The organism is Serratia sp. HRI, assembly GCF_010119335.3.
GTDB lineage: Bacteria > Pseudomonadota > Gammaproteobacteria > Enterobacterales > Enterobacteriaceae > Serratia > Serratia nevei.
Genome location: NZ_CP083690.1, coordinates 2,734,005 through 2,746,671, shown reverse-complemented (window position 1 = coordinate 2,746,671; position 12,667 = coordinate 2,734,005). Strand labels below are relative to the sequence as shown.

10 protein-coding genes are annotated in these 12,667 nt (G+C 60.0%); 4 read left to right on the top strand and 6 right to left on the bottom strand.

The window, feature by feature from the left end:
- Nucleotides 1–34: 34 nt before the first annotated feature.
- Nucleotides 35–1,246, bottom strand: a complete 1,212-nt coding sequence (gltS, locus tag GF111_RS13205; RefSeq protein ID WP_033649747.1) for a sodium/glutamate symporter — start codon at nucleotides 1,244–1,246, stop codon at nucleotides 35–37.
- Nucleotides 1,247–1,486: 240 nt separating this feature from the next.
- On the opposite strand from gltS, the gene GF111_RS13200 reads away from it, so the two are divergent.
- Nucleotides 1,487–2,887: an NCS2 family protein gene (locus tag GF111_RS13200; protein ID WP_038872554.1), complete on the top strand. Its 1,401-nt coding sequence runs from the start codon at nucleotides 1,487–1,489 to the stop codon at nucleotides 2,885–2,887.
- A 128-nt stretch (nucleotides 2,888–3,015) separates the two neighbouring features.
- Nucleotides 3,016–4,677 (top strand): AsmA family protein, encoded by a 1,662-nt coding sequence (locus GF111_RS13195; RefSeq protein ID WP_147190293.1) that lies wholly within the window; start codon nucleotides 3,016–3,018, stop codon nucleotides 4,675–4,677.
- Nucleotides 4,678–4,715: 38 nt separating this feature from the next.
- On the opposite strand, the gene fabY is transcribed toward GF111_RS13195, so the two are convergent.
- The 5 genes from fabY to typA all read right to left on the bottom strand — a co-directional run bounded on the left by fabY (nucleotide 4,716) and on the right by typA (nucleotide 9,644).
- A complete protein-coding gene (gene fabY / locus GF111_RS13190; protein ID WP_004931235.1) occupies nucleotides 4,716–5,663 on the bottom strand; it encodes a fatty acid biosynthesis protein FabY in 948 nt (315 codons plus the stop codon).
- 21 nt (nucleotides 5,664–5,684) lie between these two features.
- Nucleotides 5,685–6,122, bottom strand: a complete 438-nt coding sequence (dtd, locus tag GF111_RS13185; RefSeq protein ID WP_025304712.1) for a D-aminoacyl-tRNA deacylase — start codon at nucleotides 6,120–6,122, stop codon at nucleotides 5,685–5,687.
- Nucleotides 6,119–7,012 carry a virulence factor BrkB family protein gene (locus tag GF111_RS13180; RefSeq protein WP_147190291.1) on the bottom strand — a complete coding sequence of 298 codons (894 nt, stop codon included), beginning with the start codon at nucleotides 7,010–7,012 and terminating at the stop codon, nucleotides 6,119–6,121. Before GF111_RS13180 ends, dtd begins: the two co-directional genes overlap by 4 nt.
- A gap of 51 nt (nucleotides 7,013–7,063) precedes the next feature.
- Nucleotides 7,064–7,654, bottom strand: coding sequence for a glucose-1-phosphatase (gene yihX, locus GF111_RS13175; protein WP_004931242.1), 591 nt, complete (start codon nucleotides 7,652–7,654; stop codon nucleotides 7,064–7,066).
- Nucleotides 7,655–7,820: 166 nt separating this feature from the next.
- Nucleotides 7,821–9,644: a ribosome-dependent GTPase TypA gene (typA, locus tag GF111_RS13170; RefSeq protein ID WP_004931243.1), complete on the bottom strand. Its 1,824-nt coding sequence runs from the start codon at nucleotides 9,642–9,644 to the stop codon at nucleotides 7,821–7,823.
- A 369-nt stretch (nucleotides 9,645–10,013) separates the two neighbouring features.
- Here typA and glnA point away from each other — a divergent pair, with 369 nt between their 5' ends.
- Together glnA and glnL are read left to right on the top strand one after the other, a co-directional pair.
- Nucleotides 10,014–11,423: a glutamate--ammonia ligase gene (gene glnA / locus GF111_RS13165; protein WP_025304715.1), complete on the top strand. Its 1,410-nt coding sequence runs from the start codon at nucleotides 10,014–10,016 to the stop codon at nucleotides 11,421–11,423.
- Nucleotides 11,424–11,616: 193 nt separating this feature from the next.
- Nucleotides 11,617–12,666 (top strand): nitrogen regulation protein NR(II), encoded by a 1,050-nt coding sequence (glnL, locus tag GF111_RS13160; protein ID WP_004931246.1) that lies wholly within the window; start codon nucleotides 11,617–11,619, stop codon nucleotides 12,664–12,666.
- Nucleotide 12,667 lies beyond the last annotated feature (1 nt).

Below are 12,667 nucleotides of genomic sequence, written 5' to 3'. Positions count from 1 at the left end.
GCCTCAGGCGCCCTTTTCGTGATGACTCGCGATATCACCCCACCGCCGGGAACACCGGCAGCAGCAGATACAGCTTGATGACGATCGCATTGGCGATATCAATAAAGAACGCGCCCACCATCGGCACCACCAAAAACGCCACGTGCGACGGGCCAAAGCGATCGGTGATCGCCTGCATGTTGGCGATCGCCGTCGGCGTGGCGCCCATGCCGAAGCCGCAGTGGCCGGCGGCCAGCACCGCCGCGTCGTAGTTCTTGCCCATCACCCGATAGGTGACGAAGATAGCGTACAACGCCATGACCAGCGTCTGCACCGCCAGGATCGCCAGCATCGGCAGCGCCAGCGAGGCCAGTTCCCACAGGCGCAGGCTCATCAACGCCATCGCCAGGAACAGCGACAGGCTGACGTTGCCCAGCACCGATACCGCTCGCTCGAACACGGTATAGAAACCGGTGAAGGCCAGCGTGTTGCTGAGGATCACCCCGACGAACAACACGCAAACGAAGTTCGGCAGTTCAAACACCGTGCCGCTCAGCAGGCCGGCAATCAGCTGCCCCAGGCTCAGACAGATGGCGATCATGGCGATGGTTTCGATCATTACCAGCGAGGTGATCAGGCGGCCGCTTTCCGGCTTCTCGAAGCCGCTCGGCTGCACGCTGTCATCCGGGGTGCCTTCCGGCGTGGAGGAGTGTTTGACCAGATAGCGCGCCACCGGGCCGCCGATCAGGCCGCCCAGCACCAGGCCGAAGGTGGCGCAGGCCATGGCGACTTCCGTCGCGTTCTCGAAGCCGTAGCGCTCGATGAACAGCTTGCTCCAGGCGGCCCCGGTGCCGTGGCCGCCCGACAGGGTGATCGACCCGGCGATCAGGCCCATCAGCGGATCCAGCCCCAGCATTTTCGCCATGCCGATACCGATGGCGTTCTGCACGATAAGCAGCCCCAGCACCACGAACAGGAACACCACCAGCACCTTGCCGCCGGCGCGCAAACGCGCCAGGTTGGCGTTCAGGCCGATGGTGGCGAAGAAGGCCAGCATCAGCGGGTCCTTCAGCGACATGTCAAAACTGATTTCCCAGTTGACGAGCTTTTTCAGGGCTAACAGCAGGAGGGCCACCAGCAAACCGCCGGCGACGGGAGCAGGAATGGTATATTTTCGCAGCAGAGGAATGGTTCTGACGCACTTGCCTCCGAGGAGCAAAACCAGCGTCGCCGCGACTAACGTGCCATAAGTATCAAGATGAAACATCCAGGTACTCCATGTAAGGGAAAAGATCCAAATAAAAATAATAAGTTATAGAAAACCACTTAGTTTTTAAACTTGATGAGTGCAGGATTAAAAGTAAAAAACGCTGAGATGACAAGAAAAAATGAATGAAAATGCGACATAAGCGAGAAAGTCGGCAACATAATATTTACGCGCAACCGTTTGCTTTTGCGGGGCGGAGCATTAAAATGCCTGCTTTGCCGTATCTGGAAACGCCACACCATGAGCATGTCATCCTCCGAGCTTGATGCCGCGCGCCAAGCCGCCTCAGAACCCCGCGCCAGTGAACTGATTTATCGCCTGGAAGATCGCCCGCCGCTGCCGCAAACGCTGTTTGCCGCCGGCCAGCATCTGCTGGCGATGTTCGTCGCGGTGATCACTCCGGCCCTGCTGATCTGCCAGGCGCTGGGCCTGCCGGCACAGGATACCCAGCACATCATCAGCATGTCGCTGTTCGCCTCCGGTCTGGCTTCCATTCTGCAAATCAAAACCTGGGGGCCGGTGGGTTCCGGGCTGCTGTCGATTCAGGGCACCAGCTTCAATTTCGTTTCGCCGCTGATCATGGGCGGTCTGGCGCTGAAAAACGGCGGCGCCGACGTGCCGACCATGATGGCCGCGCTGTTCGGCACCCTGATGGTCGCTTCCTGCACCGAAATTTTGCTGTCGCGCGTGCTGCATCTGGCGCGCCGCATCATCACCCCGCTGGTTTCCGGCATCGTGGTGATGATCATCGGCCTGTCGCTGATTCAGGTCGGCCTGACCTCGATCGGCGGCGGCTACGCCGCGATGAACGATCACAGCTTCGGCTCGCCGAAAAATCTGCTGCTGGCCGGCGCGGTGCTGGCCGTGATCATCCTGCTGAACCGCCAGCGCAACCCTTACCTGCGCGTGGCTTCGCTGGTGATCGCCATGGCAGTCGGCTATCTGTTGGCCTGGGCGATGGACATGCTGCCCGCCGACGCACCGGCGGCCCCCACGGCGGCAATCACCATCCCCACGCCGCTCTATTACGGCCTGGGCTTCGACTGGAACCTGCTGCTGCCGCTGATGCTGATCTTTATGGTCACCTCGCTGGAAACCATCGGTGACATCACCGCCACCTCCGACGTCTCCGAACAGCCGGTCAGCGGGCCGCTGTATATGAAGCGCCTGAAGGGCGGCGTGCTGGCCAACGGCCTGAACTCGATGCTGTCGGCGGTGTTCAACACCTTCCCCAACTCCTGCTTCGGCCAGAACAACGGGGTGATCCAGCTGACCGGCGTCGCCAGCCGCTACGTCGGCTTCGTGGTGGCGCTGATGCTGATCGCGCTGGGGCTGTTCCCGGCGGTGGCCGGCTTCGTACAGCACATTCCCGAACCGGTCCTGGGCGGCGCGACCATCGTGATGTTCGGCACCATCGCCGCCTCCGGCGTGCGCATCGTGTCGCGCGAGCGTCTGAACCGCCGCGCCATCATGATCATGGCGCTGTCGCTGGCCGTCGGCATGGGCGTCTCCCAGCAGCCGCTGATCCTGCAGTTCGCGCCGGACTGGCTGAAAACCCTGCTCTCTTCCGGCATCGCCGCCGGCGGTATTACCGCCATCGTGCTGAACCTGGTGTTCCCGCAGGAATACGAGAAAAAGTAACCCGTCCATTGACGTTCAAACGGCCGCTTGCGGCCGTTTTTTATTGTCTATCAGACCATTGCCCTTGAGATGCCCGGCCAATTGCGGCATAAACAGGGTATCTTTTTTGACCGATGCGGATGTAGACGATGAAATTTATCGGAAAGCTGTTGCTGACGTTGCTGCTGCTGATCGTGTTGGCGGTGGTGGTACTGTACCTGGTGGGGCAAACTCGCTGGGCGGCAGGCCGCCTGAGCGCCTGGATCAGCGACAACAGTGAATACCGCCTGTCGATAGGAAAAATCACCCATTCGTGGAGCCAGCCGGACCAGATCGCTCTGGAAGACGTGCAGCTGGCGCGCAACGGCCAGCCGCAGGCGCTGGTCGCCAACCGCGTCGATCTCGGCCTCAGCCTGCGCCAAATCACCGAACCGCGCTATTTCCACAGCGTCACGCTGCGCGACGGCACGTTGAACGTGCAGCCGCAGGCGGCGGCGCTGCCTGTACAGGCCGACGTGCTGCAGCTGAGCAACATGGCGTTGCAGTCCAACGATAGCAAGTGGCAGCTCAACGCGCAGCAGGTCACTGCCGGCATCACGCCGTGGCGCCCGCTGGCCGGCCATCTGTTGGGGGACAACAACCAGTTCCAGTTCAGCGCCGGTTCGATGACGCTGAACGGCATTCCCGCCTCGAAGGTGTTGGTGCAAGGGGAGCAAAAACAGGGCCTGCTGCTGTTGAACAACTTCGGCGCCGATCTGGCGCAGGGCGACCTGACCGGCGTGGCCAGCCGCGCCGCCGACGGCAGTTGGCAGGTGGATCGCCTGCGGCTGAGCGGCGTGCGCATGCAGACCCCGTTAACGCTGGCGGAATTCATGCAGCGCTTTACCACGCTGCCGCCGGTCACCCTCAAGCGTTTCGATTTGATCGACGCGCGCCTGGAAGGCAAGGCATGGGCGTTTAACGATCTCGATCTGTCGCTGCAAAACGTCAGCATCGAAAAAGGCGACTGGCGCAGCGAAGACGGCTCGCTCAACGTCAACGCCGGCGACGTGATCAACGGCAGTTTCCACCTGATCGACCCGATCGCCACCCTGCGGCTCTCTTCCGCCGGCATCGCCATTCAGCAATTCACCACCCGCTGGGAAGGCGGGCTGCTACGCACCTCCGGCAACTGGCTGCGCGCCGGCAAACGCCTGCAGCTGGATGAAGTGGCCATAGCGGCACTGGAGTACACCCTGCCGATCGACTGGCGTGAACTGTGGCTAAAACCGCTGCCGGACTGGCTGGCGGAGGTGTATGTCACCAAACTGACCACCAACCGCAATCTGATCATCGATATCAACCCGGCGTTCCCATTCCAGATCACCGCGCTGGACGGCTACGGCAGCAATCTGCTGCTGGCGCGCGATCGCCAATGGGGCATCTGGTCCGGCTCGCTGAACCTGAACGGCAGCGAAGCGACCTTTAACAAGATAGACGTGCGGCGCCCTTCGCTGGCGCTGAATGCCGACGCCAATCAGATCAATGTCACCGAGCTCAGCGCCTTTATGCCTAATGGGTTGCTTGAGGCCAAAGCGACCGTCGATCAGCTGCCGGGCAAGCCGTTCCAGCTGACTTTGCACGGCCGATCGGTACCGATCAACACTTTGCAGCAATGGGGATGGCAGCCGGTGCCGCTGACGGGCGACGGCAACCTTGAGCTGCAGTTGAAAGGGCTGCTGAACAGCGACGGGCCGTTCAAAGCCTCGTTGAAGGGCAATCTGCAGGCCACCGCCGGCGACGGCCAAGCGGTGAACCAACAACTGCCGTAATGCACTGCGCGGCCCGCCTTCAGGGCAGGGCCGCCGCCTTACTCTTCCAGCGCTTCAGAACCGCCCTGATCCAACGGCACATCCGGCTCGGCCGGCAACACCATGTAGGTGCCTTCGAACACCGCGCCTTTATCCTCGTCGCCGAACAGATGCACTTCGGCGTGTACGCGCGCGCGGCGGCCGCGCGCCAGACGCGCCAAATCGCCGCTCAGCGAGCCGAGATCCGCCACCGCCCGCGGCCTGCCGGTGATCGGTTTGCTGTAGCGAATGTGCGCGTCCGCCAGAATGATGGTGCCGCCCAGATGGCGCTCGCGCAGCAGCAGCCAAATCAGCCCCCAGGCGGTCAGCGTCGCCAGTGAGAACAGGCTGCCGGCAAACAGCGTATGGTGCGGATTTTGGTTGCCGATCTCCGGCATGGTGGTGACGAAGCGCTGGCCGGTGTATTGGCTGATGCGCACGCCCATCTTTTCGCTCAGCGGGATGTGTTCATACCAGGCCTGCTGCAATTGGCCGCACCAGTCGGGGCGATGCAGGATATCGTCCAGCGTCGCTACCGGTTTGATCATCAAGAAGTGACGGATCGGGGTGGTCTGCGGCGCGGTGATCTCGCCCTGATTGACGAAGCCCAGTTTGGCGAAGAAATCCACCGCGTCTTCACGGGCGCTGCACACCACCCGCTTCACGCCTTCCTGCCGCGCGACGGACTCCAACGTCATCGCCACCAACGTCCCCAGCCCTTTATCCTGCAGCGTCGGATCTACCGCCAGAAACCGGATCGCCGCCTCGTTGTCGGCATTGATGTACAGCCGCCCGATGGCGACGATTTTACCGGCCTCGTCCACCACCATTTGGTGATGGGCCATGGCGTCATAGGCATCCTTTTCCGAACCCACCGGCTGGTGCAGCGGCTTGCGCAGCATTTCCCAGCGAAACTGGTAATACTCCTTCAGTTCTTGTTCTGTTACGGGTACTCGTAGGTGATACATAAACGCCTGTTCTCCGAATGCTTAGACCTGTAGCCAGAATGTCACCGGACCATCGTTGACCAGCGCCACCTGCATGTCGGCGGCGAACTCGCCGGTCTGGGTCTCTACGCCGCGTTCGCGGCACTGGCCAACAAAATATTGATACAACCTATCGGCTTCCTGCGGCGCGGCGCCGCGCGAGAAGCTGGGCCGCATGCCCTTCTGGGTGTCCGCCGCCAGGGTGAACTGCGAGACGACCAGCACGCTGCCCCCGGCCTGCTGGACGTTGAGATTCATCTTGTCGTTCTCGTCGCCGAAAATACGGTATCCCAACACACGTTCGCACAGGCGCTGCGCTTTTTGCTCGTTATCGCCCTGCTCCACGCCCAATAACACTAACAAACCGGGGCCGATTTTGCCTACCGTCTCGCCACCCACCGTGACGCTGGCGTTTAACACCCGTTGAATCAACGCAATCATTCCTGCTGCCCTTCTGGTTTTGGTTCCTGTTGCTCCGCCTTCTGCCGGCGGTAGTCGCGGTATTCGCCGATGGTCACGGTGATTTCCGCGCCGAGTAACACGATACACCAGCTCCAGTAGACCCACAGGAATAAAATCGGGATCACCGCCAGCACGCCGTAAATCAGCTGATAGGAGGGGAACATGGTGACGTACAGCGCGAATCCCTTCTTGCCCAGTTCGAACAGCAATCCGGCCACCACCGCGCCAATCAGCGCGTCTTTGGGCGGCACGCGCACCGTCGGCACGATGCAATACAGCAGCCAGAAGGAGGTGCACGACAAAATCAGCGGAAAGATGCGCAGCACCTGATCCACCAGGCCGTTGACGCCGGTCTGCGCCAGCCAGTTGAGCGACAGCAGGTACGAACTGATGGCCATGCTGGCGCCCACCAGCAGCGGCCCCAGCGTCAGCACCATCCAGTACACGGCGAAGGAGAAGACGATCGGCCGTTTGTTCTTGCTGCGCCAGATGGTGTTCAGCACGCTGTCCACCGAGGAGATCAGCAACAGCGCGGTGACAATCAGCCCGCAGGTGCCGACGGCGGTCATCTTGTTGGAGTTGGCGACGAACTGTTCCAGGTAGTTCTGTATGACGTTGCCGGCGGCCGGCACGAAATTGGAAAAAATGAAGCTCTTCAGCTGCTCGCTGATGTCGGAAAACATCGGGAAAGCGGCGAACAGGGCGAACACCACGGTGACCAGCGGCACCAGCGACAGCAGGGAAACGTAGGCGAGATGGCCCGCCAACATCGTCAGGCCATCGTGATCGATACGCTGGTACAGCAACCGTCCGAAGGTGACGCCGGGCTTAATCGCAGAGGGCAGCGTCTTGCGGCGGAAAAACGACATGGTCACTCCTTGATGTCCGTTGATACGCCTTAAGCTTAACGCGCCCTGCGCTCATTGGGCAAAATAGGCCGGCACCACGTCGCGATCGGTGACGTGCACCGTCTTGATCCCCAGCGCCTGCGCGGCGAGGACGTTCGCCGGGTGATCGTCGAAGAACACCGCGTCGGCGGCGGCGGTGTTTTCCGCAGCCAGCACATGTTGATAGATATCAGCCTCCGGCTTGCGCATGCCGAGATCTTGCGACAGATAGAGATGATCGGCGGCGGCGGCCACTTCAGGATAGTGCTGCGGCCAGTAGTTGCAGTGCAGACGGTTGGTGTTCGACAGCACCACCACCCGGTGACCCTCGTTGCGCAGACGCTGCATGATGTCGATCACTTCCGGGCGCAGCGCGACGAATACCGCCTGCCAGCCGGTGGCGAATTGCTCGAAGCTGAGCGCAATGCCCATTTCATCACACAGCTTGCCGGCGAAGTCTTCGTCGCTAATTTCACCGCGCTCATGTTGCTGGAACACCTCACCCATGGCGAAACGATCGGACAGCACCGCCAACGGCGTGCCGCTCAAATTGCTCCACACGCCCAGCACACGCTTGAAATCGATATCGACGATCACATTACCTAAATCAAAGATATACAGCATAGTCCTCTCCTGATGGGCCGGTGAGATTTCACTGTAGCGGGAAAAGGAACAGCTGAACAGAGAGCGAACGGAAAAGCGCATAGCGCGCCGCACAAACGGGGAACAACAGAGGAAAAAACTCAGGGCGCGAGAACCGCGCCCTAAGCATGAGACACTCAATCAGCGATTAAGCGTCTTTAGGACCGCGGCTGGCACGCTTACGATCGTTTTCCGTCAGGTGACGCTTACGGATACGGATCGAGGTTGGCGTCACTTCTACCAGTTCGTCGTCATCGATGAACTCCAGAGCTTGCTCCAGGGTCATTTTGATGGCCGGAACCAGGGTAGTCGCTTCGTCAGTACCGGAAGCACGCATGTTGGTCAGCTTCTTACCGGTCAGGCAGTTTACGGTCAGGTCGTTAGAGCGTGAGTGAATACCGATGATCTGGCCTTCATACACTTCAGCACCGTGGCCCAGGAACAGCTTGCCGCGATCCTGCAGGCCGAACAGCGCGAACGCTACCGCTTTGCCCTGGCCGTTGGAGATCAGCACGCCGTTCTGACGCTGGCCCACTTCGCCCGGACGCACGTCGTCGTAGTGGCTGAAGGTGGAGTACAGCAGGCCGGTACCCGAAGTCATGGTCATGAATTCGTTACGGAAGCCGATCAGACCGCGGCTTGGGATCACGTAGTCGAGACGCACGCGGCCCTTACCGTCCGGATCCATGTTTTTCAGGTCGGCTTTACGCTCACCCATCGCCTGCATCACGGAGCCCTGATGCTGCTCTTCGATATCCAGCGTTACGTTCTCGAATGGCTCCTGCTTGCGGCCATCGATTTCGCGGAAGATAACTTTCGGACGGGAAACCGCCAGCTCGAAACCTTCACGACGCATGTTCTCGATCAGCACCGACAGGTGCAGTTCGCCACGACCGGATACGCGGAAGGCGTCCGCATCGTCGGTTTCTTCAACGCGCAGCGCCACGTTGTGCACCAGCTCTTTGTTCAGACGGTCAAGGATCTGACGCGACGTCACGTACTTGCCTTCTTTACCGCAGAACGGCGAGGTGTTGACGTTGAAGAACATGGTTACGGTTGGTTCGTCGACGGACAGCGCCGGCAGCGCTTCTACGGCGTTGGTGTCGCAGATGGTGTCGGAGATGTTCAGTTCGCCCAGGCCGGTGATGGCGATGATGTCGCCCGCTTCCGCCAGGGTGCTGTCGATACGCTCCAGACCCAGGTGACCCAGCACTTTGCCCACTTTACCGTTGCGAGTTTTACCTTCGCTGTCGATGATGGTGACCTGCTGGTTCGGCTTCACTTTACCGCGCTTGATGCGGCCGATGCCGATAACGCCCAGGTAGTTGTTGTAGTCCAACTGGGAGATCTGCATCTGGAATGGCGCTTCCAGCTCAACCTGCGGCGCAGACACGTGGTCGACGATCGCCTGATACAGCGGGGTCATGTCTTCCGCCATATCGGTGTGGTCGACGCCGGCGATGCCGTTCAGCGCAGAAGCGTAGATGATCGGGAAGTCGAGCTGCTCGTCGGTCGCGTCGAGGTTCACGAACAGGTCGAACACCTGATCCACAACCCAGTCAGGGCGCGCGCCAGGACGGTCAACCTTGTTGATGACCACGATCGGCTTCAGACCGTTGGCGAACGCCTTCTTGGTCACGAAGCGGGTTTGCGGCATAGGGCCATCCATTGCATCCACAACCAGCAGCACCGAGTCAACCATCGACATCACGCGCTCTACCTCGCCGCCGAAGTCGGCGTGTCCTGGGGTATCCACGATGTTGATACGGTAACCGTTCCAATTAATGGCGGTGTTTTTTGCGAGGATGGTAATCCCACGCTCTTTCTCCAAATCGTTGGAGTCCATTACGCGTTCGGTCGCTTCCGCACGCTCTCCGAAAGTACCGGATTGTTGCAGCAGCTTGTCAACCAGGGTGGTTTTACCATGGTCAACGTGGGCAATAATGGCGATGTTACGCAAATTTTCGATCACAGCTTTGCCTCGGGCATTAGAAATAGCGCGCTATTGTACACGTATTAAGCGAGGGACTAAACAAGATCACAACCATCTCTTATAAACAACCGCGTACCGGTCAGTTTGTGATCCCTTTCACGGTGCAAAAAGCCGCAATCGTTGCACTTTTGCACCATTTCGGTGCCCACGCCCACCCTTATTGCACCATAACAGTGCAATTTATCGTTGATGGTGCATACTGTGGCTGAGTAAAACCCGCGCAGAGAGGCGATAAAAGCCTTTTCTAAAAGTTGGCACGCTTTTCGCTTTAGTCTTTTCAAGGCGAAAAAAGCCAGTTCCACAGATTCGTTCCACGACGACGACAATGATAAACCGGGAGAGTTAAGTATGTCCGCTGAACACGTTTTGACGATGCTGAATGAGCATGAAGTGAAATTCGTAGACCTGCGTTTCACTGACACCAAGGGTAAGGAACAGCACGTGACTATCCCGGCTCACCAGGTAAACGCCGACTTCTTCGAAGAAGGTAAAATGTTTGACGGCTCCTCTATCGGTGGTTGGAAGGGCATCAACGAATCTGACATGGTGCTGATGCCGGACGCCAGCACGGCGGTTCTGGATCCGTTCTTCGAAGAACCTACGCTGATCATTCGCTGCGACATTCTCGAGCCGGGCACCATGCAAGGCTACGATCGCGACCCGCGCTCAATCTCCAAACGCGCCGAAGACTTCCTGCGCTCCTCCGGCATCGCGGATACCGTGCTGTTCGGGCCAGAGCCTGAGTTCTTCCTGTTCGACGACATCCGCTTCGGCAGCAGCATCCGCGGGTCCCACGTGGCCATCGACGACATCGAAGGCGCCTGGAACTCCGGCACAAAATACGACGGCGGCAACAAAGGCCACCGTCCGGCGGTGAAAGGCGGTTACTTCCCGGTTCCACCGGTCGACTCTTCGCAGGATCTGCGTTCCACCATGTGTCTGACCATGGAAGAGATGGGCCTGGTGGTTGAAGCGCACCACCACGAAGTGGCAACCGCCGGTCAGAACGAAGTGGCAACCCGCTTCAACACCATGACCAAGAAAGCCGACGAAATTCAAATCTACAAATACGTGGTGCACAACGTGGCGCACGCCTTCGGTAAAACCGCGACCTTCATGCCGAAGCCAATGTTCGGCGACAACGGTTCCGGCATGCACTGCCACATGTCGCTGTCCAAGAACGGCACCAACCTGTTCGCCGGCGACAAATACGGCGGCCTGTCTGAAACCGCGCTGTTCTACATTGGCGGCATCATCAAGCATGCCAAGGCGATCAACGCGTTGGCCAACCCGACCACCAACTCGTACAAACGTCTGGTGCCGGGCTACGAAGCGCCGGTGATGCTGGCTTACTCCGCCCGTAACCGTTCCGCGTCCATCCGTATCCCGGTGGTCGCCAGCCCGAAAGCGCGCCGCATCGAAGCCCGCTTCCCGGATCCGGCGGCTAACCCATACCTGTGCTTCGCCGCGCTGCTGATGGCCGGCCTGGACGGCATCATCAACAAGATCCACCCTGGCGACGCCATGGACAAAAACCTGTACGACCTGCCGCCGGAAGAAGAAGCCGAGATCCCAAAAGTGGCCGGTTCGCTGGACGAGGCGATGGCCGCACTGAACGAAGACCGCGAGTTCCTGACCCGCGGCGGCGTGTTCACCGACGATGCGATCGATGCCTACATCGAACTGCGCAAAGAAGAGATGGACCGCGTTCGCATGACGCCACACCCGGTTGAGTTCGAACTGTACTACAGCGTCTAAGCCCTACCCGCGCCGTCTGCACAGGCGGACGGCGCCCACATTTTTGTTATCGCTTTTTTGTTGCCGTGGAAACTTTCAGCCCATCTTCGGATGGGTTTTTTTCTCCACCGTATTTTCTGCAAAACTATTCCATACCGCGCCGATCCCGGATGGAGTAGGATAGATGCACTAAAAAGGTGCAGGAGTCTGCTGTATGGCAACTGGCAAGCTGCCCGATGCTGGGCAGATCCTCAATTCACTCATCAACAGCATCCTGCTGTTGGATGACTCACTGGCGGTTCACTACGCCAACCCGGCGGCACAGCAGCTGCTGGCGCAAAGCTCCCGCAAGCTGTTCGGCACGCCGCTGCCCGATTTGCTCGGTTATTTTTCGCTGAACGTCTCATTGATGCGCGAAAGCCTGCGCGCCGGTCAGGGCTTCACCGACAACGAAGTGACCCTGGTGGTCGACGGCCGTGCGCACATCCTTTCCCTGACCGCTCAGGCGCTGCCGGAAGGCTATATCCTGGTCGAGCTGGCGCCGATGGACAATCAGCGCCGCCTGAGCCAGGAACAGCTGCAGCATGCCCAACAGGTGGCGGCCCGCGATCTGGTGCGCGGTTTGGCGCACGAGATTAAAAATCCGCTGGGCGGCCTGCGCGGCGCGGCGCAGCTGTTGGCCAAGGCGCTGCCCGATCCGGCGCTGACCGAATACACCAAGGTGATCATTGAGCAGGCCGATCGGCTGCGCAATCTGGTGGATCGCCTACTCGGCCCACAGCGGCCCGGCCAGCACATCACCCAGAGCATTCATCAGGTCGCGGAGCGCGTCTGCCAGCTGGTGTCGCTGGAAATGCCGGATAACGTCACGCTGGTGCGCGACTACGATCCGAGCCTGCCGGAAATGGCCCACGACCCGGATCAGATTGAACAGGTGCTGCTGAACATCACCCGCAATGCGCTGCAGGCGCTGGGCGAGGCGGGCGGCACCATCACGCTGCGCACCCGCACCGCGTTTCAGATTACGTTGCACGGCACCCGCTACCGCCTGGCGGCGCGCATCGACGTCGAAGACGACGGCCCCGGCGTGCCGGCGCAGCTGCAGGACACGCTGTTCTACCCGATGGTCAGCGGCCGTGAGGGCGGTACCGGCCTGGGATTATCCATCGCCCGCAATCTTATCGATCAGCATTGCGGAAAAATTGAATTCAACAGTTGGCCAGGTCATACCGAATTCTCGGTCTACCTGCCCATTCGTCAGTGAG

Coding starts and splice junctions, on each gene's coding strand:
- gltS (WP_033649747.1), bottom strand. CDS start 1,246: ATGTTTCATCTTGATACTTATGGCACGTTAGTCGCGGCGACGCTGGTT.
- GF111_RS13200 (WP_038872554.1), top strand. CDS start 1,487: ATGAGCATGTCATCCTCCGAGCTTGATGCCGCGCGCCAAGCCGCCTCA.
- GF111_RS13195 (WP_147190293.1), top strand. CDS start 3,016: ATGAAATTTATCGGAAAGCTGTTGCTGACGTTGCTGCTGCTGATCGTG.
- fabY (WP_004931235.1), bottom strand. CDS start 5,663: ATGTATCACCTACGAGTACCCGTAACAGAACAAGAACTGAAGGAGTAT.
- dtd (WP_025304712.1), bottom strand. CDS start 6,122: ATGATTGCGTTGATTCAACGGGTGTTAAACGCCAGCGTCACGGTGGGT.
- GF111_RS13180 (WP_147190291.1), bottom strand. CDS start 7,012: ATGTCGTTTTTCCGCCGCAAGACGCTGCCCTCTGCGATTAAGCCCGGC.
- yihX (WP_004931242.1), bottom strand. CDS start 7,654: ATGCTGTATATCTTTGATTTAGGTAATGTGATCGTCGATATCGATTTC.
- glnA (WP_025304715.1), top strand. CDS start 10,014: ATGTCCGCTGAACACGTTTTGACGATGCTGAATGAGCATGAAGTGAAA.
- glnL (WP_004931246.1), top strand. CDS start 11,617: ATGGCAACTGGCAAGCTGCCCGATGCTGGGCAGATCCTCAATTCACTC.